Below are 26,868 nucleotides of genomic sequence, written 5' to 3'. Positions count from 1 at the left end.
ATTCGTTTTGAAAAATATCTCAATTGAAAAAATACAAGCGGCTTGCTTTAGAAAAGGTCCGCTTGTATTCATCAGAATATATTTCCCATTACCAACCCGGGTTTTGATTTATTAGGAAATCCGGGATATTTGAGACGTCTGTGATAGGAATGGGGAATATCAGGAATTTATCCTGCCATGCATTTCTCTTAGTTCCGGTAACGAACCGGGTGTAAGTAAAATTGGAAGGATCGAGACCGCCACTGCCTGTAGAACCAGCCTTTTTCATTTCGAAATCATCTACCATCCCTTGGCTGCCGCCGGGCCACCAGCTGTATATGACTGCTGAGGTAGCTGTAGGACCAGTGGTAAATTCTACTTGCTGCCTTTCTAATCCATCTTCCGGTAAAACCTGAACTGAGGATTCATTTGCTCCATCTCCGTACTCCCTTATACCTAAAAATCCAGACCCTTGCTGTACTACCATCAATGCCGACACTTCGTATTTTGTATTAGGTTGTAATCCACCAATCTGGGTAAATATATGTCCTCCGTCAGACATTAAAACTACATGTTCACTAGTATGGCCATCAATGGGTACTACATCTGCTCCAATATAGAAAGTCCAACCGTTAGTGCCTGATTCAAAGCTGGGGTTAGGAACTGAGATAACTCCTGAGCCCGGATCTTCGCCTGTACTTCTTATTTCCATTCCGGTGACAAGTTTATCCGTTTCATGCAATATTTTCCACCGGCGTACATCCCAGAAACGATGTTCTTCCCAGGCTAACTCTACTCGCCTTTCACGCCTGATCCTTTCGCGCATTTTCTCCTGATCAAGACCTGCGGGAAGGTTTGGCATTCCAACTCTATTTCGAACCATATCAATAGCGTTATACACGTCTGCGTTGGGACCGTTTACTTCATTTTCAGCCTCCGCAAAATTCAGGTAAAGTTCAGCTAAACGATATTTTTTAAATAAAGCGGAAGAATTTTGATTGATGGAGAGTTTAGGATCTACGAATTTTCTCAGGTAATAACCTGTATGTGTGTTGATCCTGTTAGGTGGTGATTTTATCATTTGATCTGCTCCTCCAATAAATGTTTCAACGATATGTATCTTTCCGTTTATATTGTCGTATTCAGCACCATTATACCATACCGTAGCATAGAATCGTGGATCGCGGTTACTATAGGGATTATTAGGATTATATCCTGATGTTGAGTTGATTATCGGGTCTAAATGGTCTTCATCCCGATAGCCTAAGATTGCCGGTTCTCCTGTTGTCGCCATGTCATAAGAATCGACTAGTTCCTGTGAAGGTGTAGCCCCTATCATCCATGATCCTTGTTTACTAGGTAGGCCGACAGTAGATAAAGGGAGTGCCCCGGTTTTAATTTCGAAAATAGTCTCTTTGTCACGAGGGGATTCAGTGATATCTGAGGCTGTAAGGAAATAGGCCTCGTAATTTTCATACAACATATATTGATCACCGGTGGTTAAGGCGTTCAATGCTTCTTTAGATGCTTGTGCGGCATCTGACCACTTTTTCGCATCATTTGTTGGATTCCAGAGAGGGCTTGCATTATACAATAAGGCTTCTGATTTTACCATATGTGCGACAGCCAAGGTGAAACGACCACGTTCGGATTCCAGTGTAATTCTCATAGGTAATTTACCTTCAGATATGACAGCCGCACATTCGGTTGCGATAAAGTCAATACAGTCTTGAAACTGAGGTCTTGTCAACTGGGTATAGTCGAATGCCGGATCAAAAGGTTCCGTTATAATTGGCATGGCACCAAATTGTTTTACTAATTCGAAGTAAAAGAATGCTCTTAAGATTTTTGCTTCTGCTATTATCCTCGCTTTTCTGTCTTCATCAGCAAAAGTAACATTGGGCGCATAATGCAAAAACACATTGGCATCTCGTATACCTGCCCAGAACGTTGAGTATCTGTCCTGTCCTCCCGCAGGAGACCAGGATCCCGCCTGTGCAAGCGGATTAAAACTGGGTGTTAAGCTTCCTATAATCCAAGATGTTGTTACTCCCTGCAAATTGTTCCCTACCTCGGCATCTTCTGCTTCATCTGTCATACCTGCTAAAAAACTCCAACCAGCGTAGTTGTTAAAATAGGAAGGAATTGAAGCATATACTGTATTTAAATAAGCCTCGGTCTGTATTTCATTGGTGAACACATCTTCCAGTGACATCCTTCCGTCTGGGGTGATGTCAAGAAAATCGGCACAAGAGGCAATGATTGAAATAAGTGATATATATAAGAATATTTTTTTCATAACTGTTAAAATATAAAATTAACACCAAAATTAATTAACCTTGAAATCGGATAGGTCGTGATACTCTGCATTTCCGCGTCAAAATCCTTAACCGGTAGCCGATCCCAAGTAAAGAGGTTAAGGCCATTGGCATAAAAACGTATTCTATTTGCACCAAGACGCTTGGCTAAATCATTATCAATAGTGTATCCTAATTCCACATTTTTAAGACGTATATAACTCCCGTCATCGATAAAAAATGAATTAGGTATCTCATTGGGGTTTGCCTGGGTTGTCAATCTCGGGTAGCTGATTTTTTCTCCGTTAGCTACTCGCTCTTCTGTCCAGCTCTCAGTGTGTCTTTTCCGGAAATTATTTCCATTGGCAAATACTCCCCAATTCCCAGAATAGTTGCTTACATTTGTAACTCCTTGAAATAAGACACTTATATCAAATTTTTTATACATAACATTGAACGCCACCCCAAATTGTATTTCAGGTATTGTTGAATATCCAATTGGCGCGATATCACGTTCATCAACAATATTGTCCTTATTAATATCTTTATACTTAAAATCTCCAGGGCGAGATTCATGTCCGGGTATTCTCTGCACCGGAGAATTGGCAATATCTTCTGCATCTTTGAAGTAATCTTCCACTATATATCCCCAATTCTGTCCAATCCGGTATCCGGTTTCACGATATCGATAAGCATAGCTCTCATCTAATTGCGGTTCGTCTGCAAATTTCTGTATATTGGTTGCATAGGTTGCATTCCATTTTGTTAAAAAGAATAGATCCTTATTAAACTGCTTCCTATAGGTCATTTCTACTTCAAACCCTTTGTTGTCTATAACTCCGATGTTTACAGGAGGCAAAACAGATGTCGGTAGACCATTTAGGATAGGAACTGTTCCCCTATTTCTTAATATGTTATCTCTCTTTTCAGTGAAGTAGTCGAATGTGATGTCAAAGTCCTTGAATAGGCGTAAGTCTACTCCGATATTGAACTTTTTGGCAACTTCCCATTGTAGGGCTTCGTTTTTTAAGAGGTTTGTGCTTACATATTGTCCCAATCCTAAACTACTCGAGTAACCGCCAGATGATATTTGTGTATCGTCGAGATATAAAAAGCGCCTACTGCCTATCCTATCGTTACCTACTTTTCCGTAAGATGCCCTGATTTTCAGATTGTCGATAAACGATACATCCTTCATGAATTCTTCTTCGGAGGCTAACCAGCCGATAGAGTAGGCTGGAAAAAAACCAAACCTATGTCCTTCTTTAAATTGTTCCGATCCATTGTATCCCATATTGACTTCGGCAAAATAGCGAGATTGGTACGCATAGGTTATTCTTGAAGATAGACCGAGCAAATTATAGGGTAGCTGATGGTCTATGATATTTTTTTGTTGCTGATAGAGTAAAAGTCCCGTAACAGTATGATCGCCAAATGTGTTCGCATAGTTCAGGTATCCTTGGAAATTGGTCAATGTGGAGAAATACCTACTCCCGGAAAGCGTTAGGGGTGTATCTTTACTGTCTCCCATATTACGATAGGAGATCGTGTATCCACCATCAGCTGTAGGCTCTATAACTTGAACCATCTTTAAATATTGTTTACTGGCCATTAAGTTATTCGTTGTTTTCGCATCAAAGGACATCCAAGCTTTGGCTGATAATCCCTTTAATAAAAAATTCAAATCTTGCTCTAATCCAAATGTAGCCATTATATTATTTCTTGTTTGCTGTATATAGCCTGATCGGTTTAACGAGCCGTAAGGCGGGTAAAATCCCCCTTGCCAGGTTACTACGTCTCCATCAGGAGTCACAGGGCCTGGTATCATTGCATTTTGGTCTACAATTAATTGGGCAAGAATATGCAAAGCAGGAGACTCTGTTGAAACGAAGTCCAAATTTTCTCTAATCCCGGCAGGCATGTTCTGTTTCTCCAGATAACCCCCTAAATTTAACATTGCTTTTAAGGTCTTATTCAATTGAATATCGATATTGGACCTAAAATTATATCTGTCCAGTTTGAATGATGGATTATAAGGAAGACCCGATTCAACTTTAAATATTCCTCCTTGATTTAAATATCCCGCATTTACAAAATAGTTTACCCGTTCTCCCCCACCTGAAATATTTAGGTTATAGCGTTGTTGGGGAGCATGACTTTTCATTAGAATATTCTTCCAGTCCGTATTGGGAAAGCGGTCAGGGTCATCACCATTTTTGAAATGATCTAACATCTCCTGGGTATATGCATCTCCTAAACCATCGTTTCTCTGCATTTGGTTTTTGATAAGTGCAATGTTGTATGAGTCGAGTAGCGATGGAAATCGGGGAAAGTCCTGAAACCCTACTTCTGCGGTTACGCTTATTTGAGGCTTCTCTGATACCCCACGTTTTGTTGTGACGAGAATGACTCCGTTGGCTCCCCTTATTCCGAAGATAGCTGTAGAAGAGGCATCTTTCAAAATGGTGACTGTTTCAACTTCATTTGGATCAATATAGGTTAAATCACGCTCTATCCCGTCCACTAATACAATTGGGCTTTGAGAATTTACAGTTCCTAAACCGCGTATCACCATTTGAGTTACATCTCTTCCGGGTTCTCCACTTCGTTGGATGGTTGTAAGTCCGGGCAAACGGCCTGTCAAGGTGACCGCCAGATTTGCCGCCGGACTCTGTTTTATCTCTTTGGTCGCAACGGAGGTAATGGCTCCTGTCAAAGTCTCTTTTTTCTGGATTCCATATCCTACAACTACCAATTCATCCAAAGTTTCGCTGTCTTCCTGCATAATAATTTGTAGGAATGATTGTCCAATTAGGTCAATCGTTTGCGGGAGCATTCCTACATAAGTTACATCAAGTTTTGCATTAGAAGGTACATTACTTAATGTAAAATTACCATCTATATCAGTAATTGTCCCAATTGGTGTGTTTTGTACTCGAATAGTTACACCAATGAGTACTTCTCCTTTTGTGTCAGTAATGTTTCCCTTTATATTGATGTTTTGGGCAAACATACTCAAAGAGAATGTACACAAGAAAGTGAGCAAAAATCCTTTCATTAGATAAAAAATTTTCCTTTTCATTCTGTTTTGTTTAGATAGTTGAATAAATTTGGTTTATTATTACTGTTTTCTATTATTATAATTGATGAACGTTTTCCAACACCTTCCAGCACTGATACAGTCCTCTCGGCACATGAAAGCAGCCTTTCCATTTACCACCTTTCAAATCCAGCAGTACTTCTCCACGACGATTCAAATAACCCCACCATTCAGGATGTTCCGGGTCTTTGAAATGATCCCAGGTGTAATCGTGTACTTTGTTAAACCATTGGAGAGACTCCTCGGAACCGGTTAATTGATATCCTTTTAGTAATGAAATTAGAGTTTCTATATGTACCCACCACAGTTTCTGGTCCCATTCTAACTGTTGGGGCGGATATCCCTTCCTGTCCATAAAGTAAAAGATGCCGCCATACACTTTGTCCCATCCGTATTTGATAATGTTCAGCGTTGTATTAACTGCTTTCTCAACTAATTCAGGCCTATTAAGGCGTACCCCCAGGTCCATGATAAACCACATCGCTTCTATTCCGTGCCCGGGATTGATCAAACGCCCATCAAAAGAGTCAGAGAGCGTATTGTCCTTATTCAAGTTCTCTACGATAATGCCACCTAACTCCGGACGAAGGAAAACTTCCATCACTTCATGGATACATTCTTCCATGGTTTGTTCAACGATCTCTTTGTCGAGCAGGTGTTCGATTTCCAAAGTGAGGTTGCTGAGGATCATCGGCAGGGAAAACCCCTTGAGCGAGCGGGTGCCGGGATAGGCTTTGTTCCATTTTCCCTTTGGGTTATCTCGCTTGGAGAGGATATTTTCGAAAGTGCGTTTGGCGATGTCGGCATACTCCTGGTTACCGGTTGCAAGACTTAATTGCCCGAACGCCATTGCCGCGAAAGTATAAGAGAAGATGTTGTACGGTTCTACCAACGGTCTCCCTTCCCGGGTCAGCGAAAAATACCAGTTGAAGTGGCCGTCATGTCCATGTTTTTTTAAAAATTCAGCACCCTGTATGGCACAATTGAGCCACTCCTGCCGTTTTTCTACCTTATTATATAACATTGAGAACAGCCATACCTGACGACCCTGGAGCCAGATGAATTTATCGGTGTCGTATACATCCCCTTGCCGGTCGAGGCAGGTAAAGTACCCGCCGAATTCCTTGTCCTGCGAGTGGGTAAGCCAAAAAGGAAGTATATTCCCAAATAATTCCGCTTTATACTGCGATGCCAATCCGTTAAAAATATCCATTTTGCTTCCTTGTTTTAATAATTTAATGATCTGTTTATCGATAATATAATATTTGTTTTATTATACACTTGCAAATTAAAACTAATAATTTTTTATATACAAGAATAAAACTAAAATAATTTATTAAATAAACCGGAATTAGGAAAATTTAACTGTATGATGGTTTTGGAGATTAATAATTTAAGTTAAAAAAGGTATACTTGTCAATTTGATGTCTTGTTCATCATTACTCTATAAAAATGGATAAATGGCATTGGATAATAATTTTATCTATGAAAAAATACTATATATTTTGATTTTTCCATAGATAAATGTATATTTGCGAAAAAGATAAATCGATGAAAAGGAAAATATACAGTGAGTTAGTCCATTGGAAAGACAAGTCCGGCAGGATGCCGCTTATCGTGAACGGGGCACGTCAGGTTGGGAAAAGTTATATCCTGAAGGAGTTTGGTAAACAGGAATTTGATAACTCCATTGTTGTCAATCTTGAAATAGATAAAGCTTTGGTGGAGAAGTTTAATGAAACCCTTACTCCTTCTGTCATTATCCAATATTTAGAATCTGCCCATTCGCAGCGGATCATTCCGGGTAAAACGCTGGTTGTCCTGGATGAGGTTCAGGCATGTGAAAGGGCGCTTACATCGCTGAAATACTTTTGTGAGCAAGCTCCTGAATATCATATTGTAGGTGCCGGCTCTTTATTGGGTGTGGCTATCAACCGACAGAAATATTCTTTCCCGGTGGGTAAAGTCGATGAAATAACCTTGTTCCCAATGGATTTTGAAGAATTCTTATGGGCACTGGGAAGAGAAAATTTTGCTACGTTGATCCGCGCGCATTATGCATCGGGTGAACCGTTGGATGTGCATTCAATGGCGGTAGATTTTTATAATCAATACCTGATTGTCGGCGGTATGCCTGCCGCGGTCAAAGAGTTTATACATACCGGTAGTTTTGTCGCTGTCGCTGATATCCAAAACAGGATACTGAACGAATATATTGCTGATATGGCGAAATACGCGGAACCTTCCACAAGTATTAAGATACGGGCTTGTTATGAATCTATTCCTGCCCAATTGGCAAAAGAGAATCGCAAGTTTCAATATAGTGTCGTGCAAAAAGGGGGAAGTGCCACTATTTTCGGAGAATCGATAGAATGGCTCAGGTATGCCGGCATTGTGCTTAAATGTCAGAAAACGAATCAGGGAACCATGCCTATAAAAGTGCATGTTGATTTGAGTGATTTTAAACTGTATATGTCGGATGTGGGCATGCTTGTCATGCAATCGGGCATGGCGGCACAAGCCATTCTCTCCCCACTTGAAATAGACGTCCCGTTCTTGGGCGCCATCGCTGAGAACTATGTGGCACAAGCTTTCTCCTCAAATTTGATTCCGCTGTTGTATTGGAAAAACAACAATACTGCCGAGGTGGATTTTGTGATACAAAAAGGAGTGGATGTGATTCCGGTTGAGGTAAAATCCGGAGTAAGAGTCCATTCTAAAAGTATGCCTATTTTCATGAAACGATATAAGTGTAAATATGGTATCCGTTTATCCAAGAAAAATTTCGGCTTTGAGAACGATATAAAATCAGTGCCTTTATATGCGGCTTTCTGTATCTGATGACAGCATGCAAACTTGGTTGAATGTTGTTCCGGCATGGATGGTTCCCCTGAAATTGTCAGGAGAGTTTATCTAAAAACTGTGAAGCTTCTTTTAGTGAATCCGTTTTTCCTACATCGACCAGTTGCAGGTTATCGGGTATATAGCAGGAAATATCCTCTTTCTCACATATTGAGAGGTAAAAATCGATGATGGAGAAGTGATCCGGAAGGTCGGCCATATATTGGAATATATCCGGCTGGAAAATTTGGATCCCCGCGAAAGCCAGTTTCTTGTAATGCCGGGGATCAAAATCGGGAAAAGGAGATTTCACCTGACCGGTTTTCTCGTTGGTCCATCCTTTCAGGTGATTGTTATCGTCAAACAGGAGGTAACGGGAGGTCTTCCGTTCACTGCAGACAAGGGTTGCTATCGGGTTGCTTTGGATGGGGGGGATTTCTGTCCCGTGTGACCGGTGTTGACCGGATTGAGGGGAGGCCGAATCTGATTGGATGCGCTGAGTCGATATTTCGTATAATTTCCTTAAGTCGATATTGGAAAGGATATCGACATTATGCACTAAAAACGGGTGATTATCATTGAAGAAAGAAGCTGCCTTTTTGATTCCCCCGCCGGTATCAAGCAGTTTTTCCCGTTCATCGGAGAACTCGATACGAATGCCAAAACGATGGTTTGCTTCCACAAAATCGATGACCTGTTCCGCAAAATGGTGCACGTTGATGATGATTTCATCGAATCCGGCGGCTGTCAGTTTTTCGATGGTATGCTGCAACAGCGGTTTCCCACCGACCGGCACCAATGCCTTCGGCATGGTGTCGGTAAGGGGTTTGAGCCGTGTGCCGAGTCCGGCGGCAAATATCATCGCTTTCATTTATTGCTTGCCCCTCAGTGGTTATTGAATCCGTTTAATAATTTCCCGATGGCGGATAATCCTTGCATGACTGTGTCGCGATCCGGCACAGGTATTTTAAGGGATGTTTTTCCTGTCGACTGGTCGGTCTCTATCAGCGAGTCGACCAATCGGGTGGTGGCTTCGGGGGAAGAGAGAACACGGGCGAAAGCGCCTAAAAGATGGATGCTTTGCGAAACAAGTTGTGCGGGGCTGTCGATTTCCCGGGAAGACACGGCCGGTTCCGCGCCGTTTGACGTCCCGGCTTCATTGCCATTTATCACGGAGGCGGTAACCGGATGTCCGCCATTCACCCCGGAGGGGATAGCCGGTTGTCCGCCACTTATGCCGTCGGATTCCTGCTCAAGATCAGGAATCATCGTCTCACTGAATGCCGCTGCTTCATTACTGTCGTCCTGCTCGGCTTTCGCGACAGGTTTTTCCACTTCATCGGGATGAATCGCATACGAGAGCGGTTCTTCCGTCTCGTCACCCGTGGCGGCAAATTCCTGCACGGTTTGCATCAACTTGTCGAATTTGCTTTCTTCCAAGAAGATGGAGTCCGCGCCACCGTCTAATATCCCTTCGAACATGGACGACTTGAAGTTGAGTTTGTCCAACATCTGCTCTTCAATCGTGCCGGTGGAGACAAGGTTGATTACCTGCACGTTGTTTTTCTGTCCCATCCGATGGATACGGGCAATCCGCTGTTCCAGCACCGCGGGGTTCCATGGCAAGTCCATGTTCACGATCAGCGAAGCGGCCTGCAGGTTCAGTCCCGTACTTCCCGCGTCGGTCGACAGGAAGACCCGGCAATCGGGGTCATTCATGAAATTGTCCATCAGGTCTTTCCTTTTCGCGGAAGGCACGCCGCCATGCAGGTACTCGTAGCGGATTCCTTTTTTATCCAATTCGGCGGCCACAAGGCGTGTCATCCTTTCCCACTGGCTGAAGATGACTGCTTTCTCCTGCGATCCGTCGAGAAATTCGTCAAGGATGGCCTGCAGCTCATCGATTTTCGTGTCGTACCGGCTTTTCTGGTCTAAGATATAGGTACTGTCGCACACCATGCGCATCTGGTTCATCAGCAGCAGAACCCGGCGGCGGTCGCTCTCACTCAGGAAGCGCATCCTTTGCCATTTCATGATCAGCTGGGCCAGGCTGCTTTTGAATTCATCATGCATCTCTTTCTGCTCCGTTGTCATCGGCACGAACAGTATCTTGTCCATGCGCGCCGGGAGTTGGATGTGGACATCCGATTTTTTCCGTCTGATGAGGATGTTGCCGATCAGGTTGCCCACTTCGTTCAGGTTTTGGTAACCGATCGTCTTCCCCGTGTCGGACTTCACTAAGCATCGGTCGATAAACCGGTAGTAAGGCCCCAGACAGTAGGAATTCACGTATTGCGCGATGGCATACAGCTCTTCGATCTTATTTTCAAGAGGAGTGCCCGAGAGCACCACCGTGTACTGCGACTCAATCCGTTTGGCAGCCTTCGATATCTGCGTGTTCCAGTTTTTCAGCCGTTGCGCTTCATCCATGATCAGAAGGTCGGCAGAGAGTGACTTCAGTATTTTTATGTCATTGTTCGCGCTTTGGTAAGAGACAATTTTGTAGAATGTGTCTTGTGCATATTGTGCGCGTCTTTTCAGGTGGTTGCCTTCGATCACGAGTGCCGTGTCGCCGGTGAACTTCTCGATCTCTTTCTTCCACTGGTATTTGAGGGAGGTGGGACACAAGATAAGCACTGATGCGATATTGAATTCTTTGCGCAACAGTTCGGCTGCCCCGAGCGCCTGGATGGTTTTACCCAGCCCCATCTCATCGGCGATGATGCTGCGCCCTTTGCGTACGGCGAACAGGATGCCTTCTTCCTGGTATGGGAAAAGCTGCGTGCGGAGCAGGCCATTCAGTTTATTGTCGTGATATGTGGCGTTGAGTTTCAGTTCCCTGAAAAGAGCAGCTCTTTTTTCTATCACAAAGTCTAAGGCGTCGTTGTAACAGCGGAAAGTGTCGTCTATTTGCCCGGCCTCCTGCAGGAAATCATAGAAACGGGCATAGTGCGACTCGGGAAGGATACCCTCATCGGTGAAATAACGGCCCGCCAGTTCCGTAAAGGCTTTGCGGTTGTCGGACCCGATCCGGATACGGATATCGCGCTCGCCTCGGTAGGAGAGATATACGGAAGTATAAGGGGGGACGATCTCCTTGGGAACTCGTTTGTTGTGGTTCTCGAGATATAGCTGCACAGCCTCTATATGCTTGCAGGTACCGAGTTGGTTGGTCTTGAAATCGGGGCACGAGCAATAATTCCAGGCACTGTCCGTTCCCCTGAACGCTACTTTGTACACATAACCGGTTTGGGGATTGCGCACGTTGTAATCGCCGGGTGCCTGTTTTTTGTCCACCGGTTCGATGTCCAAAAATTCTTTCTGGGCCGCCTGTTTGCGGAGGGCTATCTGCCATTCTTCTAAGCTCATGCCATCGGGCCGTTGCAGAAGGGAGACTTTGGGAGTGGATTTTTTAGGGGTTTTCTTCGTTTTTTTCTTACTTGTAGTGGTTTTCTTCGATACCGTTGATTGTGTTGCCATACTTGTTTATGCGGTTGTTTAATACGTTACTTCTTATCTTTTCCTGAACGCCTGTTCGATATTTTGTTCTCGGTGTACCAACGAGACTTTGATACCGAATGTTTTCGAGAGATGTTCCGCTGTTTTTTGGGCGGCGTAGACCGAGCGGTGCTGCCCGCCGGTACAACCGAACGAAATCATCAGGTCGGTGAACCCGCGCTCCTGGTATCGTTTCACATGCCGGTCCACCAGAGGATAGATATTGTCAAGGAATTCCAGCATTTCGCCATCCTCTTCAAGGAACTGGATTACCGGCTCATCCAGTCCGGTCACATTGTTGTAGCGTTCATATTTTCCCGGATTGTTGATGGCGCGGCAATCGAACACATATCCTCCTCCGTTACCGGAGCTATCGTCGGGAATCCCTTTTTTATAAGCGAAACTGTAAACACGTACCTCCAAGGCCCGTTTTTGGGTATCGGCGAACTGTTTCAGCTCCGTCATCTCCTTCAAGATGCCACCGAGATAGGGATATTCCTCAAAACCCTCTTTCAGCAGATCACGGAGGTTGTTCAGCGCAAAGGGTATACTTTGGATGAAATGCGGTTTTTTCTCGAAATAACCCCTGAAACCATAAGCGCCCAGTACCTGTAACGTGCGGAAAAGTACGAACTGGCGCAGTTGTTTCAGAAAATCGGCTTCATCCACCGGTTGATATTTTTTTAAAGAGGCAACATACGTGTGGATAAGTTCATCCCTCAATTCTTCCGGGAGATTGGCTTTCGCCTGCCAGAGGAAGGATGCCACATCATAATAGACCGGGCCTTTCCTTCCTCCCTGGAAATCGATAAACCAGGGATTCCCGTCCACCAGCATCACATTGCGTGATTGGAAATCGCGGTACATGAAAGTCTCCGATTGATCCCTCAGCAGGTTCTCCGTCAATTTTTCAAAGTCATTCTCCAACAACTCCTCCTGAAAATCCATGCCGGTAGTTTTCAGGAAATTATACTTGAAATAATTCAAATCCCAGTACACGGAGCGGTGGTTGAATTCCGGCAGTGGATAGCAGACGTTGAAATCGAGCCCCTGTGCGCCTTTCACCTGAAAATCGGCCAACATCGCGATAGTTTTGTGTAGCAGCGCTTTTTCTTCATGGCTGAAAACGCCTGTCAGCCTGCCTCCTTTTATCGCATCGAATAGGATAGCATCCCCCAGGTCTTGTTGGATATAGCACATTTCATCTTCCGAAACGGCAAGCACTTCGGGAGTGTTCAGTTGCTGTTGGTGAAAATGACGGGACAATGCAATAAATGCCCGGTTCTCCTCAAGCGATTCCCCATGCACGCCGATAAGCGACAGGTCATCTTTTTTCAACCTGAAATATTTCCGATTTGACCCCGAAGTGGGTAAAGCCTCTAACGTGGGATTGGTTTTTCCTGTATAGGAGGTGAAGAGGGATATTAATTGTTGCATACGGGATAGTTTCTAATAGAAAAAAACGATGTTTATATTGCTCCTTGATACAGATCCCAAATTGGGAAACTCAATTCAAAATCATTCCATTGGATATCTCCATATTCAATAGAGAATTGACTAAATAACTTTTCGTTCTGATATTTCTTTGTCATGGGATTTTTAGCATCCATGATAAATTGTTTAAAATCAATTGTCTTTTCTGTATTATCTGAAAAAATAAATTTGATTTTGTAATCTCCACTATATTCTGCTTTTGAAATTGAAACCACCATAATCTATAATTTTTTGGTTATTTTTTCTGATTGAATCGCTTTGTTGTATACAAAAAAATCTACCCATTTTCTAACGATATCATCTCTATACACCTCAACCAACTTCTTGAAATTTTTCAAGTTTTTAGTGTCGAGAGGTTCTTTTCCCGGCACGTCAGAGATTTTCACCTCCACGAATTTTCCATTTACAAATATTATTTCTGCTTTACTTTCTTTTTCTTGATACTTGCAATGAACATGTATCGGTTCATGCTCATTCGAATAAAAAAGAATGATCAATCCTAAATATTCATACAATTTCGGCATTTTTCTCTATATTTATTGTTTCATTCAATAATCAAACTAATTATTCCTGTTTTTCCAATTCCGCCAGCCAGATATTGGCCGAAGCGTCGCTCGGCATACGCCAGTCGCCACGAGGAGAGAGGTTCACGGAGCCTACCTTGGGGCCGTCCGGCATGCAGGAGCGTTTGAATTGTTGGGCAAAGAACCGTCGGTAGAACAGTTTCAGCCATTTTACCAATTCTTTCCGGGAATATTTTCCCTCAAAAGCCTGGCCGGCCATAAAGAGTATGCGCGAGGGCGCGTCGCCATACCGGAGCATGCGGTGCAGGAAGAAATCGTGCAGTTCATAAGGACCAACGAAATGTTCGGTTTCCTGTGCGATCTTACCATCTTCACGGGCCGGAAGCAGTTCCGGGCTGAAAGGAGTGTCTAAAATATCGTGTAAAATAGCACGTGCCCCTTCGTCATCGATACGGGTGTCGGCGATCCACCTTACGAGGGTGGCGACGAGCGTTTTCGGCACACTACTGTTTACGCCATACATCGACATGTGATCACCATTATAGGTAGCCCATCCCAATGCCAGCTCCGACATGTTGCCGGTACCCACTACCAGTCCACCGATCTTGTTGGCATAATCCATCAGTATTTGAGTACGTTCCCGCGCCTGACTATTCTCGTAGGTGACGTCGTGGGTATTGATCCCCTGCCCGATATCCTTGAAATGCTGGGTGACGGCATCCACAATGGAAATCTCCTTGCTGGTCACACCCAATGACTTCATCAGTGAGATAGCATTGTTGTACGTCCTGCCGGTCGTGCCAAAGCCGGGCATGGTGATACCGTAAATGTTTTCGTGCGGGAGGTTCAGCAGGTCGAATGTCTTGACGGTCACTAATAACGCCAGCGTTGAATCCAGACCGCCTGAGATTCCTATGGTGACTTTCTCTATACCTGTGTGCTTCAGCCGTTTTGCCAAACCATGGGTTTGAATGTCGAAAATCTCAGAGAGGCTCTCGTCATACGTCGCTTTGGAAGGGTTAAAAGGATGTGGGTTGAATGTGCGGTACATTTTGGAAACTTCCACCTCTTCAATAAAACTGTCGAACGAATAGGCAGGGAAATAGCTTGGTGACGTGTAATTGGTATTCTTCAGCCGGTCGTGGCGCAAAACCTCGATGTCGATATCGGCAATGATCATCTCGCTTTCTGCTGAAAACCGTTGTGATTCGGCGAGCAACGATCCGTTTTCAGCGATAAAGCAGGTCCCGGAAAAAACCATATCGGTGGTAGATTCGCCCCATCCTGCCGAAGCATAGACATAGCCTGCGTTACAACGTCCGGATTGTTGGACTACGAGCGACTTGCGGTAGTGGTTCTTACCCACTAACTCGTTGCTTGCCGAAAGGTTAAAGATCAGCTCGGCGCCTTTTATGACCAACTCCGATGAGGGAGGGATGGGCATCCACAGGTCTTCACATATCTCCACGCCAAAATCGGCAACGAGGGTGTGGAAAACCTTGCCATTCGAATAGACCGGTATATCTACAAGATCGATTTCTACCGAATCCCCTTCAAAGTCTTTGCCGGAGGTGAACCACCTTTTTTCGTAATATTCGCTGTTGTTGGGGATATATGTTTTGGGTACAAACCCCTCGATGCCGTCGCCCGACAATACCGCGGCCACGTTGTAGAGGCTGTTTCTTATATTCAAGGGAAGTCCTACGATGACGTTCAGCGGCCTGTCGCGCATAAAATGGGCCAGCTCGAGTAACGACTCCAGTGCTTTCTGTTGCAATGCCTTCTGGAAAAAAAGATCGCCACAGGTATAGGCAGTGATGCAGAGTTCCGGGAAGCAAAGTAACTGCACATTCTCCTCCTGCGCTTGCTCGATGACCCGCTTTATTTCTTCGGTGTTGTAGTCGCAGTCCGCCACCTTCAGCTTCGGAGAAGCCGCCGCCACGCGCACAAATCCATAATCATTTATGTTCATATTCAATGTGTTTTGCGTCCTTCTTACAAAAGTACATGAAAAACTTCGTCTTCCCAAGGGCGTGAAATGAAAAACTTCAGAATTAATTATTGTAAGTTAATTCCATTCTATATCTCCATTGGTCGAAATAAAGATTCCACGGGCCGGATTCCACTTCACCGCGTTGGAAATCTACCGTTTCACTACGGGGATATTTTTTTGGAGGATAAAATTCACCCGAAAAACCAGAATTGATATACAACCGATAGGAATCGATACCGCTCATAAAGAACTCCCTTCCCGGCTGGATAGGCACTTCCGGGCCACGGCCGAATGAGATATCCACCGGAACCCAACCTGTTCCTTCAAAATAGACTTCCGCCCAGTCGTGCAGGTTCACCTCTCCAGGGTGGGTCATCCATCCGCTCTGCCAACGGGCGGGAACACCTTTGTATCGCAACATGGTGATCAATAACAAGGCTACTTGCCCACAGTCGCCCTTGCGGTTTTCGATGACATATTCCGGGATATTGGCGATAGTGGAATATTCCAGCGCACTTGCCCACGGGTAATTGGATGCGATATAACGGTAGGCTGCCTGAAGGATTTCCACCGGTGTCTCCGCATTCCGGGTGATGCTGTCGGTCAACGCTTGGATAGTGGGTGAAAACCCGATATGCGGTTTCTGTTCCGCGGTATATGTCCGGAACAGCGCACTGCTCTTATCGTAAGGGGTTGGCGCTATCTCCGACAAGTCGAACCACTCCCCCCGGGAGGTGAATTGGAAATCGATCCAAAAAACGGTCGGTTCACCTGCTACGGCTTTTTGTTCCATATAAAGGCTTGTATGTGCCATTTTGTCATCAGACAAGATATAATCGGGTTGTGAGGTCGCGAGCAGTTCCACATTGGTTTGTCTGTCAATATCTTTTCTCGGAAAAGGTAACCACACTTTCAACAGTTCACCTTCCGGCACAGCGTCCGCATTCACGGTCAGCGTATAACGCGCTTTCATCTTTTTTTCGGGAAGAAGGTATTTCCCTTTCGTATCACTGCTGATTTTGTGATTGAAAGCACCTATCAATAATGCATCGCGAGGGACATCCGAGCTTGGGGGTGATACCGGACTCAACTCCCTTGCCGACGCATCCACTCTGAAGAGATTGGGTGCCGCATTCCTGAAATACCGTTTCTCTCCGTCGATAACTCTGCACTCAAGTGCTTTTGACAGTTCCCATCTGTCTATCAGTGAATCGGAAGGGGTAAACAAGCGATTGTTTTCGATCCATTCGACAATCTCCTCTTTCGTTTTATTGAAATCCAATTTTACCCTATGCAGGGAATCCCGGATAAACAGAAGATTCCTTTGCTGTAGTTCTCCGATTTGCCCGCCGGCTACAAGAGAATCAACCAGTTCCGCAGCTCTTGTGAAATTTCCCGCTGCGATTTCTTTGTTGATCTCCTTAACGGGGTCTTGTTGCTTTGGAGCAGCGCAGCCGGCCAGTAGCAGGAGGATCAGTAAATTCAAAACCGTTCTCATTGATTGTGATATTTTCAAGGATAAACTATACATCTACCGATATGACAAGTTTTCCGCCAAGTCCTTTTTCTACAATATCCAGAAGCGTTTTTACCGTCAAGTTAGAACCATCATTTTCTATACGTGAAATAAAAGTGCGCTTTTTATTGATGCGTTCTGCAAGTTGCTCCTGTGTAAGGTTCTGCTTTTCACGTGCATTGCGTATTTGAATGCCAAGACGTAATGCCTCCAACTCACGCTCAAGAGCATCTCTCCTCTCTGTGCCGCGTAAACCAATTACTTCGTCTTTTACCTGGTCAAATGTTTTTATGTTCATCTTTTATCCTCCTGGTTTACACAGTGATTGTCTTTGTCTGCCTCAGTATTTCCGGTATTTTCTCAAGCAATTCTTTCATCGAATGGAGAACGATTGAAGCGCCTGCGTCGGCCAGCACGGAGTCGGGCAGAGGTCCCGTATTCACCGCGATGGTAAAGATACCTGCCGCGACGGCCGATTCAACACCCAATGGAGCGTTCTCGATCACAATAGCCTGGTTGGGTTTCAGGTCGCCTTTTTGTAATCCCATCCGGTAAGGCTCAGGATCAGGTTTGCCGTGCTCCACGTCGAATGCGGTCACCATTGTTTTGGGGGTGAATACTTTCGGGAAGTGGGTGTCTAACCGATCCAGCAATGAAGGTTGACCTGATCCTGTGACTAATACGGGCTTTAGTCCGTGCGACTTTACAAACTTAATAATTTCTTTTATACCAGGGATAATTTTACCTTGATTATATTGAGCAAAAAGTTCCGATTTTCTCGCGTAAATCTTTTTTATTTCTTCTTCGGTGGCTTTACGCCCGAATTCCCGTTCAGTGATAATATTGATGGTGGAAGAACCTACCCTTCCTTCGTGATAATAAAACTCCAATGGTTCGGTTGAAGTATATCCAAATTCCTCCATCGTTTGTTGCCATGATTCCGCATGTGCTGGCATGGAGTCGTATAATACACCGTCCATGTCAAAGAGTACTGCTTTGAGGTCGAAATGAGAAAAATGATTTTTTTGGAGATATTGTGTAAGAATTTCGATCATTCTTTTAGAACTGTAGTTTTAATTCAGCGGTTGACATTGTGCTTAATTTTTATTGTCCGAGACGCATCTTTTATTCTCCAAATATACACGATTTTCTTTTGATAACCAAATTGAGGATAAAATAGGCTGTTCATTCATTAAATCGAGTAGGAGGAAAATAAAGTAGGAGGAACTACTTTATTTTCCTCCTACTCGATTAAACTCCAACTCCAACATAAGTAATTTATGAAACTGCGCAAGCCGGTTTCGGGTGGCGTGCCCATGAATAACCGTAACATTCCGATATATTGTCTATTGTAATATTTTATGATAGAGTTGCTCCCTACAAAGGTGCTATTTCTCGATGGATTTATAAAAATCAGCTGTCCATGTTGGAAGTTTTTATTTTCGGAATTGCTGCACGATTCCTGTAGTTCTTAAGAATTGTCTTCGAGAATAGTTTATAGTAAATATTATTAAATGATTATCACTGCTGGTATATTACATAGTGGATTGCATAAGTCCCTTCCGTGGCCTTTTTGAACCGGAATGGCATGAGCCGGGTAATGCTCCTTCCCTCTTCCAGCCGGATATCGCGGTATATTTTTCGCTCCACGCCTTTACCGTCCAAACTTGTGAGTATTACTTCCACATCCACCTTCTTTTCCTCTCCGAGATGATGGATTACAGGTGTTATAAGGTCGGACGGGCCGTATACCACATCCACATCACCGCTTCCCGCCCATGTGGGTTGGAAAACCATCCGGTTCACATAATAGGCCAGTTTCGGGTGCCCAAGGTTGTCAATCAGCGGCTTCTGGTAAGTGCCCATGTTGGCCCCTCCCTCGAGCGTGCACCAGGAAAAGCCGTCGTAGCCTATGAGCATCTGTTTTTTCATCGACTCCCAGGCGGAGAATGCCTGGTATGCCTGGCTGGCACGCCACTCCCCGGTGTCGAGTTTCTTGCCGATGCTCCCTTCCTCATATCCCCATTCGTAGGATTGCACCCTGTACCAGGGTTTGCCCCTGTGGAGTTCCCAGTTTGGCTGGGCGGCCGACTCTTCATGTTCGAAGTTGAAATAGGCCATGTCGTTGGCAGCGAGCACAGATCCCGCCCATTCATTGGGCATGTTGCGGATCTTTGACCACTCAGCCCCGTAGCCCGAGTAGGCATCCTGGCTGCCGCGCGTCATCAGGGACGCATGGTATTCCCCGACCGCCTGTATGGAATTGCCATCCCTGTCGAGTGTCCCCTCGTGGTTGGCATAGTGGGTGAGCCGCCAAGAGGAGGTGGGAGAAATCAGCCGGCTTTGATCCCTTCCTGAGATAACCCGGTATATCCTGCTTATAAAATCGTGGGTGTCCGATATATCGTGGTCTTTGAACCGGTTCGGATGGTTCGACGCCTCCCACAGGACAATACTGGGATGGTTATATACCTGGGCCATATATTGGGGGTACCCGTCGAAGTCCACGTTCCAGGCTTCACCCTCACGGATAAAACCGGCCGTGGACCAGATCAGGTAAATCCCCATCTGGTCCGCCAGCTCTGCGTAACGGGGATCATTGATACCGTCAATGGTATCCTTTTCGGCATGCACATGCACCCGCAACAGGTTGGCGTTCATTTTCCGCAGGCTCAACATCTCTTCCGCTATCGATCCCACTGGGGCGCACCTGTTGTATTTTGCCATCGTCTCCAATGGGGGACGCATCCCCATGATCTGGGCACCGTTGAGCATTTCCGGCTTCCCGTTAATGAGCAGTTCTCCCCCTTTCTGTGCCACGGTACGGATACCGGTGGTGAAGACGGCATCATCCACCGGGTTTCCGGTGGAGTCCCTGAGGATAACTTCAACCTTGTACAGGTAGGGTTTGCCTCCCGACCATAAATTTGCGTCGGGTATCTCCATGTCCATTTCAAACAGGTTGTCGATCCGGGGACGTACCTGTATATCTATCTTTCTGCTTGCTACCCGTTCCCCTTCCAAGGGGAACCATGGATAATAATTCACCTCCAGGTTCCCTTTAAAATACTCCTTCCGGGGAAATTGCACCTGGATGCGGTGTGCCTGCAATGCATTCCCTCCAGATATCTCCTTCGTGTATGATTCGGCGGACTGTATCATACATGGCGTGGACAGTAACAGCTTTGTACGCCCCAGGAACCAACCGATGTTCCTGTCGTCCGGGGCATGCAGCATGGGAATGTTGGAGTAGTAGGGTTTTACTTTTACCGCCAGCAGATTTTTTCCCGGCTTCAGGTATGGTGTGACGTCAAGTTTCAGGGGGTGTCTCCCCTGCGTGACGGCGACCACCTGGCCGTTGACCCATACCTCCCCGGCCGGATCGATGGTTTCCATTTCCAGCGTTGCCCGTTCAAACGGCTCCAGTTCGATCTCATGCCGCAGGTAGAGGCTTTCCCCCGCCTCGCGCATGCCGCCGTGCACGGTAGGGAGCTCCACTTCCTTCCAGTGGCTGTCATCGTAGCCGGGTGCATTCCAGCCGGTAACACCGGGCTTTTCACTGAAGTCCTCATCCAAGATAATGGAGGATCGGATGGGTTGTTGTGGCGTTCCATCCGCACGGTCATGGTTAAACAGGAAGATGTCTTCTATTTCAACCTGCCCATGCGTGGCCATGTATAGCCGGTCGGCAAGTTCCGTACTGCTGTCTGCAAACAGGACAAAGTCTGAAACCAGTTTGCCGTTGATATAAAGGTTCATCGAATGTTCTGAAAAATCTCCCTCGATAGTCATGGAAACGGGCGTCTTGCCGGGAGCCGGGTTGTTTATCCTGCTTCTTGACTGTTTCCCGTTGCTGGTGACCGTGACGGATAACCTGTCCAGCGTAACTTCCACGGCATTACCCGAATTCCCGCCCAACCTCATATCCAGCGAGGCGTTGTCTCCTATAGTCAGATTAGTTTCGAGTTTGAACCTCCAGGTGATGGTGTCTATATGCATATCGACTACACCGTCCGTGAGGTGTAACTTTCCATTCTTTATTTCTGCACCGGGATGGGATGCCCATCCGTGCAGGGCCTTCCTTTTTCCGATGTCCTGCCCCTCTCGGTAACCATATGATTTCCATTTCGGCAAGGGGACGGTCCTTCTTATTGATGTCAGGGGTTGGGGTTTCCAATTATCCAGCAAAACCTGTTTTTCTTCTTCCGTTACAAGTCTGGTGTCGAGTCCCGGGTCATTGAAGAAACGGGAGGCATGATCGGCATAACGATGAAGAAACGCTATTCGCTGGTCCAGATTCATCCATTCGGTTTCCCCCTTGAAATCGGTCTCCCCGTTTGCCTTTTCGTCCTGTGTGAAATGCCTCAGCTCGAATGAACGGGCAACCGGTGTTTGCGATTGTATGGACAGGGTAGAAAAAAACAAAATAATTATAGCCAGTAGTCTCATAGGTGAAAAAAGTAACAATCTGTCGATGTTCATATTGTATAAATTGAAGAGTGACTGAGTATGTGTTGTCTGAAGATTGAAAACAGGAAAAGGCAGACTCAATGCTGCCTTCTCTTGTTTCAATAGTCAAATTAAAACCATCCTGGATTTTGAGTCAACAATTCGTTTGTCTCAATCTCCTGTCCGGGTATAGGCCATAACAGATCACGATTCTGAAAACTTCTTGTATAAAGACTGTTGCCTATTAAGTCTTTTTCAATGACACCGCTTAGTGTAGACTGGGCCAGCCCCCATCTTTTCAGGTCACTGAACCGATGGCCTTCAGCTGCCAGCTCAACGGCTCTTTCTTGAAAAATACGTGCTGACATCTCCCCCTTGTTGGATACACTCAGCCATTCCGGGCCGCTGTTTAATTCCGGCATGTTGGTGGAAGAACGCTGTCTTACCTTATTAAGTTCAATGACAGCTTTATCAAGTTGTCCGTTTTCGTTATAAGCTTCTGCAAGCATAAGCAACACGTCCGCTAAGCGGATTAACGGGAAATTGAAGGGAGTATGTGCTCTATCGGTTAACTCTCCATCCATATTCCCTTCCGGAACAAATTTTCGCCAAAGATAGGCATACCATCCTTTGTTGTTTCGAATTTGTCCAAAATTTTCGTTTGTGCCGGGCGCAACGACAAATAACATTTCCCGTGGTTGATTTGCATTCCACCCTACATAGGTCGAATAGGGCACGATCAAAGTTTCCATCATTCGTGGATCCCGTTGTTCATAAATGGATGCCAATAGGGCAGTGTCGGGAATAGAAGTTAGGTTACCGCTTGTATGTTCCGCCATGAATGTGATTCTTTTCACATCGTTCTTTTCGTTGAATTCCGGGATAAAATCATTCCAATTAAATTTTCGTCCGTCTTTTAGTTCATACATATCAGCCAATGTAATGGAGGGCATTCCATTATTCCAACAACCTCCAAAGGTGCTGCGTGTTCCAAGATAGTGAGCAAACGGCATGCCGTTATCAATACCGACACCTCCTTTATTCTGTATGGCGAAAATCATCTCGGAACTCCTTTGACCGGTAGGAGTAAAAAGAGCTGCATAATCATCGTAAAGTGCGTATCCGTAATTGTTGGTTTTATTGTATACAACTTCTTCAAAATCGGCAATTGCATTTTGCCACTCTTTATTGTATAAATACACCTTCCCCCTGAGTGAATAAGCCGCACCTTTTGTTGCACGTCCATAGTCAGCAGCCGGCCAAGATACCGGAAGGCTGCTAATGGCATCAGCTAAATCTTTCAGGATGAAAGTGCGAACCACATCTACAGAACTTCTGGGTTCTAATAAATTGTTAAATTCCGCATTCAAATCAATCGATTCATCATAGATAGGAACCCCGCCGTAGAAATCCATAAGGTGAAAATAATAAAGTGCCCTCATAAACTTAGCCTCTCCAATAACTTGTGTTTTAACCTCTTCGGATATCTCCATTGTTGAAACATTCCTAATTACTGTATTGGCTTTTTGAATCCCATCGTAGGTTCCCCTCCACTTGTTTACCACAATCGCAGTACGGTCGGTATAAGTGCCAAGGAATGCGTTCTCTAATGATTGAGCGTCATATCCGATGGCGGTTTCACCCAGGTTATCGAACATAAATGCCGTACCATATACGTTATGATCTTTCATCTTTCTGTAAACCCCCATCATGGCCTGTTTCGCATGATCTTCCGTTTTCCAGAATGTAGCCGAACTGATCTGATCGTAAGGTGCTAAATCTAAATCATAGCAACTCGTGAAAAAAGATATTCCCACGAACAGAAATATATATTTTAAGTTATTCATAATTGATATTCTTGTTTAAAATGATACATTTAATCCGAAGGTTGTCTGCTTCATAATCGGGTAGTTTATTCCACTAATTTCAGGATCAAACCCCTTATAGTTTGTAAAAGTGAAATAATTTTCTAAGCTGGTATACAATCGAATGCTTTCAATTCCAATCTTTTCCGTTAGATTTCTTGGGATCAAATAGCTTAACTGGATATTCTTTATACGAAGATAAGATTTGTCAGCCATCCAGAAATCACTTGGTTGTGAATTGATTGTCTTGGATTGCGGAAGCAATCGTGGATAGGTTGCATCTGTTCTGCCTTCATACCACCGCCCTTCAGCAATATCTTTATTTATGTACCTGCCATAATTCACTTGTGGACTATAATGGTTATCTAACCAGTGAACTTTGATTCCTGCTACTCCCTGTAGCAGTATTGAGAGGTCAAAGCCGTTCCATGCCGCTCCAAGCGAAAGTCCATAATTTATTCTGGGAGCCGTCCCATGTCCCACCATATATCGGTCGTCGTTATTTACAATGCCATCGCCGTTCATGTCCTTGTATAGGAGGTCTCCTTTTTGTGGAGTGCCAAAAGCCGCAAATGGATTTCTTTTTTGACCGGTTGCCGCATCGACGGGAGCATTGTCAATCATCGCTTGTACCAGTGCAAGGTCTGCATCTGTTTGGATAATTCGGTCCACTGCCAGCACATACTGCACATTAATCGGCAAACCTTCCTGAATAACGTTAGTACCGCTGATCGTTCTCTCGTCTCCCTTGTACTTGGTCACTTCATTGTCAACAAAACTGAAGTTGCCATTAATCCTGTAGCTAACCTTACCAATTTTGTCGTTCCACCCCAACGTTAGTTCAACACCTCTGTTTTGGACTTCTGCGGCATTTTGTTTAGGAATGGAGGCGTTACCTACGACCAATGGTGCGGGTAGATTAATCAAAATATTCTTGGTTTTTTTGTTAAATACATCTATCGTTCCGGATAACCGACCTCTGAGCATATCGAAATCCACTCCAATATTGGTTATATAGGTGCTCTCCCATGTAAGTATAGCGTTAGCCAATGCATTTTGTGTAAATCCAACGACCAAAGCATCGTTCAATATATAATTGTATGAAGCGTAAAGTGCCTGGTACTCATAATTACCAATAGCATTATTACCCAAAGAACCATATGATGCCCGAAGTTTTAAATTATCCAGCCAGGTTACACCTCTCATAAAGTCTTCCTGATCCATTCTCCAGGCTGCGGAGAAAGAGGGAAAAGCTCCCCATCTATCTTTTCCTCTTCTAAAACGGGAAGATCCGTCATATCTTAAATTGGCTTCAAACAGATATTTCTCCATCCAGTTTAGATTTAGCCTTCCGAAGTATGACTGCATCGCCCAATCTGTTGCCGTACCGCTTGCAGAAGCATCAACAGTTGCAGCATTTAATACAGAAAGGCTGGGGTCTGTTAAATCATATTTTCCGGCCTGAAACCATGATTCTTTATAGGATTCCTGACTGGCACCTATCATCAGGTTGTAGTTCAGCCTGTTATTGAATAGTTTGTTCTCGTATCGGGCTGTAGCGTCCATGAAATAGCGATACTGTTTATCATTTCTGTTTGTCACAGAAGTACGTCCGGTACCACTTGTTGCAATTGTCTCGGTTAGGAAATTCCAGCGATCAATAAAAACGGGTTGTTCTTCACGTAGCTGATCCCTGAATGTGTAATTGTAGGAGCCTTCTAATGTAAAACCTTTAAATGGAGATAATTCTGCAAAGAAACGAGACTGTATCTGATTGCTTTTGATATCTCCTTTCCGTAAATGTATAGTTGCCAATGCATTGTTTGCCTGTGGGTCATCTTCTGGATTATGGGGAGCTCCGTATCTTCCGTCAGGTGACCGTATTACCATACCCGGTGTGGTTGCGGCAGCAAAACCAAACACGCTACTATCCAGCAGAGTAGTGCCAATATCTGCGCTACTTACATAACCATTTGCATTTACACCCAGCTTAAGCCATGGTTTGACCTGTGCATCAGCGTTTAATCGGGCAGAGTATCTTTTGAATCCTGCATTTTCGATGATTCCCGGATTGTCTAAGTAACCGAATGAGCCGAATACGGATAATTTATTTGTTCCACCACTAAAAGACAAATTGTGATTTTGGGAAGTGTTGGTAGAAAAAACTTCTTCAGTCCAGTCTGTATTGGGATACAACAGTTGATTGCCGTTTTCATTTGCTCTCCACAGATCAATCGATTCCTGCGAAAATTGTAATTTCGCGTTGGGATCTCCATTTCTGGTGGCCTCATTATAGATTTCCATATAATCGGCATAATTGCTCACCGGCTTAATTAAGTTTGTAGCAGTTTGAGTACTTATCTGGCCATTGTAGTTGAAACGAATCTTACCCTCTTTCCCCGTTTTAGTGGTGATAAGAATAACCCCGTTTGCAGCACGTGATCCATAAATGGCAGCAGAAGCAGCATCCTTTAATACAGATATATTTTCCACATCCTGTGCATTTACATCATTCATATTGGCTTCAACGCCATCGATAATCACAAGGGGAGAGGCTTCGTTAAGGGTTCCTTGCCCTCTGATTGTCAAAGTAGCTCCATCTGCACCGGGACGAGCATTACCCTGATTAACATGAAGTCCTGCGGCTAAACCATGCAGACTGGCTGAGAGAGATGTTATCGGCCTGATTTCAGCAATTTCATTCATATTAATTGAGGTGACTGAGCCGGTCAGGTTCACTTTTTTCTGCGTACCATATCCGACAACCACCAATTCATCCAGTGCTTGCGTATCTTCCCGCAGTGTTATATTAAAACTATCTTTATCGGCGGTGCTAATATCCTGATCCAGATAACCTATGTAAGAAACTCTAATCACTGCATTGTCTTCAACATGCAAAATAAAGTTGCCATCCACATCAGTAACCGTCCCATTGGTTGTGCCTACTTCTACGATATTGGCACCTATAATAGAGGTTCCGTCCGTGTCGGTAACCGTTCCCGTTATCTGCTTTTTCTGTTGGATTGCTGTGATTTCTTTACCCTCTTTCTTTTCATTTTGGGCATAACTACCGGCAAAACTGTTACAAATGCCCAGTAACATAAAAACGAATAAGAACTTCATGGTCAGGAAAATTTTTTGCCATAGAAATGCATGGGTGTCAATTGATTTATTCATATATTCATATATTTGTATGTTTTTGATAAACTAAGAAATTAATATGCCAAATGTTTACGTAACAGATGGATATTTTGTTTTTTTAAACAAATGCTTGTCCGGGATACTGTAGGAGCAGTTTCCTGGTCTCTTTAG

General features: G+C 44.5%; 16 protein-coding genes. 1 reads left to right on the top strand and 15 read right to left on the bottom strand.

What is annotated here, in order from left to right; genetic code table 11:
• Positions 1-88: 88 nt before the first annotated feature.
• Genes ABV001_RS16735 through ABV001_RS16725 form a run of 3 tightly spaced genes read right to left on the bottom strand, consistent with a single transcriptional unit; the run spans position 89 to position 6,589 of the window.
• On the bottom strand, positions 89-2,278 hold the full coding sequence (locus tag ABV001_RS16735) for a RagB/SusD family nutrient uptake outer membrane protein (RefSeq protein WP_352423857.1): 2,190 nt from the start codon (positions 2,276-2,278) through the stop codon (positions 89-91).
• Between the two features lie 5 nt (positions 2,279-2,283).
• Positions 2,284-5,358 (bottom strand): SusC/RagA family TonB-linked outer membrane protein, encoded by a 3,075-nt coding sequence (locus ABV001_RS16730; protein WP_352423856.1) that lies wholly within the window; start codon positions 5,356-5,358, stop codon positions 2,284-2,286.
• Positions 5,359-5,413: 55 nt separating this feature from the next.
• Positions 5,414-6,589 carry a n-acyl-d-glucosamine 2-epimerase gene (locus ABV001_RS16725; protein WP_352423855.1) on the bottom strand — a complete coding sequence of 392 codons (1,176 nt, stop codon included), beginning with the start codon at positions 6,587-6,589 and terminating at the stop codon, positions 5,414-5,416.
• 338 nt (positions 6,590-6,927) lie between these two features.
• On the opposite strand from ABV001_RS16725, the gene ABV001_RS16720 reads away from it, so the two are divergent.
• A complete protein-coding gene (locus tag ABV001_RS16720) occupies positions 6,928-8,217 on the top strand; it encodes an ATP-binding protein (protein ID WP_352423854.1) in 1,290 nt (429 codons plus the stop codon).
• Between the two features lie 58 nt (positions 8,218-8,275).
• Here ABV001_RS16720 and ABV001_RS16715 read toward each other — a convergent pair whose 3' ends face one another.
• The 12 genes from ABV001_RS16715 to ABV001_RS16660 all read right to left on the bottom strand — a co-directional run bounded on the left by ABV001_RS16715 (position 8,276) and on the right by ABV001_RS16660 (position 26,733).
• Positions 8,276-9,088: a nucleotidyltransferase family protein gene (locus ABV001_RS16715; protein WP_352423853.1), complete on the bottom strand. Its 813-nt coding sequence runs from the start codon at positions 9,086-9,088 to the stop codon at positions 8,276-8,278.
• Positions 9,089-9,102: 14 nt separating this feature from the next.
• Positions 9,103-11,697 carry a DEAD/DEAH box helicase gene (locus ABV001_RS16710; RefSeq protein ID WP_352423852.1) on the bottom strand — a complete coding sequence of 865 codons (2,595 nt, stop codon included), beginning with the start codon at positions 11,695-11,697 and terminating at the stop codon, positions 9,103-9,105.
• 33 nt (positions 11,698-11,730) lie between these two features.
• A complete protein-coding gene (locus ABV001_RS16705) occupies positions 11,731-13,152 on the bottom strand; it encodes a RapZ C-terminal domain-containing protein (RefSeq protein ID WP_352423851.1) in 1,422 nt (473 codons plus the stop codon).
• A gap of 32 nt (positions 13,153-13,184) precedes the next feature.
• Positions 13,185-13,427 carry a DUF2442 domain-containing protein gene (locus tag ABV001_RS16700; protein ID WP_352423850.1) on the bottom strand — a complete coding sequence of 81 codons (243 nt, stop codon included), beginning with the start codon at positions 13,425-13,427 and terminating at the stop codon, positions 13,185-13,187.
• A 3-nt stretch (positions 13,428-13,430) separates the two neighbouring features.
• Positions 13,431-13,733: a DUF4160 domain-containing protein gene (locus ABV001_RS16695; RefSeq protein WP_352423849.1), complete on the bottom strand. Its 303-nt coding sequence runs from the start codon at positions 13,731-13,733 to the stop codon at positions 13,431-13,433.
• A gap of 40 nt (positions 13,734-13,773) precedes the next feature.
• Complete coding sequence (locus ABV001_RS16690; protein WP_352423848.1) at positions 13,774-15,705, bottom strand: NAD(+) synthase; 1,932 nt, start codon at positions 15,703-15,705, stop codon at positions 13,774-13,776.
• Between the two features lie 82 nt (positions 15,706-15,787).
• A complete protein-coding gene (locus ABV001_RS16685) occupies positions 15,788-17,224 on the bottom strand; it encodes a transglutaminase-like domain-containing protein (RefSeq protein ID WP_352423847.1) in 1,437 nt (478 codons plus the stop codon).
• Between the two features lie 25 nt (positions 17,225-17,249).
• Positions 17,250-17,540: a helix-turn-helix domain-containing protein gene (locus ABV001_RS16680; RefSeq protein ID WP_352423846.1), complete on the bottom strand. Its 291-nt coding sequence runs from the start codon at positions 17,538-17,540 to the stop codon at positions 17,250-17,252.
• Positions 17,541-17,556: 16 nt separating this feature from the next.
• Complete coding sequence (locus tag ABV001_RS16675) at positions 17,557-18,297, bottom strand: inorganic diphosphatase (RefSeq protein ID WP_352423845.1); 741 nt, start codon at positions 18,295-18,297, stop codon at positions 17,557-17,559.
• Between the two features lie 466 nt (positions 18,298-18,763).
• Positions 18,764-21,724, bottom strand: a complete 2,961-nt coding sequence (locus ABV001_RS16670) for a sugar-binding domain-containing protein (RefSeq protein WP_352423844.1) — start codon at positions 21,722-21,724, stop codon at positions 18,764-18,766.
• A 98-nt stretch (positions 21,725-21,822) separates the two neighbouring features.
• Positions 21,823-23,538, bottom strand: a complete 1,716-nt coding sequence (locus ABV001_RS16665; RefSeq protein ID WP_352423843.1) for a RagB/SusD family nutrient uptake outer membrane protein — start codon at positions 23,536-23,538, stop codon at positions 21,823-21,825.
• Positions 23,539-23,553: 15 nt separating this feature from the next.
• A complete protein-coding gene (locus ABV001_RS16660; protein ID WP_352423842.1) occupies positions 23,554-26,733 on the bottom strand; it encodes a SusC/RagA family TonB-linked outer membrane protein in 3,180 nt (1,059 codons plus the stop codon).
• Positions 26,734-26,868 lie beyond the last annotated feature (135 nt).

The sequence above is a fragment of the Proteiniphilum sp. genome (assembly GCF_040307845.1).
In the GTDB taxonomy this organism is placed as follows: Bacteria; Bacteroidota; Bacteroidia; order Bacteroidales; family Dysgonomonadaceae; genus Proteiniphilum.
The sequence above is the reverse complement of the archived record's forward strand: the minus strand, read 5'-3'. Positions and strand labels throughout refer to the sequence as shown.

Coding starts and splice junctions, on each gene's coding strand:
- ABV001_RS16735 (WP_352423857.1), bottom strand. CDS start 2,278: ATGAAAAAAATATTCTTATATATATCACTTATTTCAATCATTGCCTCT.
- ABV001_RS16730 (WP_352423856.1), bottom strand. CDS start 5,358: ATGAAAAGGAAAATTTTTTATCTAATGAAAGGATTTTTGCTCACTTTC.
- ABV001_RS16725 (WP_352423855.1), bottom strand. CDS start 6,589: ATGGATATTTTTAACGGATTGGCATCGCAGTATAAAGCGGAATTATTT.
- ABV001_RS16720 (WP_352423854.1), top strand. CDS start 6,928: ATGAAAAGGAAAATATACAGTGAGTTAGTCCATTGGAAAGACAAGTCC.
- ABV001_RS16715 (WP_352423853.1), bottom strand. CDS start 9,088: ATGAAAGCGATGATATTTGCCGCCGGACTCGGCACACGGCTCAAACCC.
- ABV001_RS16710 (WP_352423852.1), bottom strand. CDS start 11,697: ATGGCAACACAATCAACGGTATCGAAGAAAACCACTACAAGTAAGAAA.
- ABV001_RS16705 (WP_352423851.1), bottom strand. CDS start 13,152: ATGCAACAATTAATATCCCTCTTCACCTCCTATACAGGAAAAACCAAT.
- ABV001_RS16700 (WP_352423850.1), bottom strand. CDS start 13,427: ATGGTGGTTTCAATTTCAAAAGCAGAATATAGTGGAGATTACAAAATC.
- ABV001_RS16695 (WP_352423849.1), bottom strand. CDS start 13,733: ATGCCGAAATTGTATGAATATTTAGGATTGATCATTCTTTTTTATTCG.
- ABV001_RS16690 (WP_352423848.1), bottom strand. CDS start 15,705: ATGAACATAAATGATTATGGATTTGTGCGCGTGGCGGCGGCTTCTCCG.
- ABV001_RS16685 (WP_352423847.1), bottom strand. CDS start 17,224: ATGAGAACGGTTTTGAATTTACTGATCCTCCTGCTACTGGCCGGCTGC.
- ABV001_RS16680 (WP_352423846.1), bottom strand. CDS start 17,540: ATGAACATAAAAACATTTGACCAGGTAAAAGACGAAGTAATTGGTTTA.
- ABV001_RS16675 (WP_352423845.1), bottom strand. CDS start 18,297: ATGATCGAAATTCTTACACAATATCTCCAAAAAAATCATTTTTCTCAT.
- ABV001_RS16670 (WP_352423844.1), bottom strand. CDS start 21,724: ATGAACATCGACAGATTGTTACTTTTTTCACCTATGAGACTACTGGCT.
- ABV001_RS16665 (WP_352423843.1), bottom strand. CDS start 23,538: ATGAATAACTTAAAATATATATTTCTGTTCGTGGGAATATCTTTTTTC.
- ABV001_RS16660 (WP_352423842.1), bottom strand. CDS start 26,733: ATGAATAAATCAATTGACACCCATGCATTTCTATGGCAAAAAATTTTC.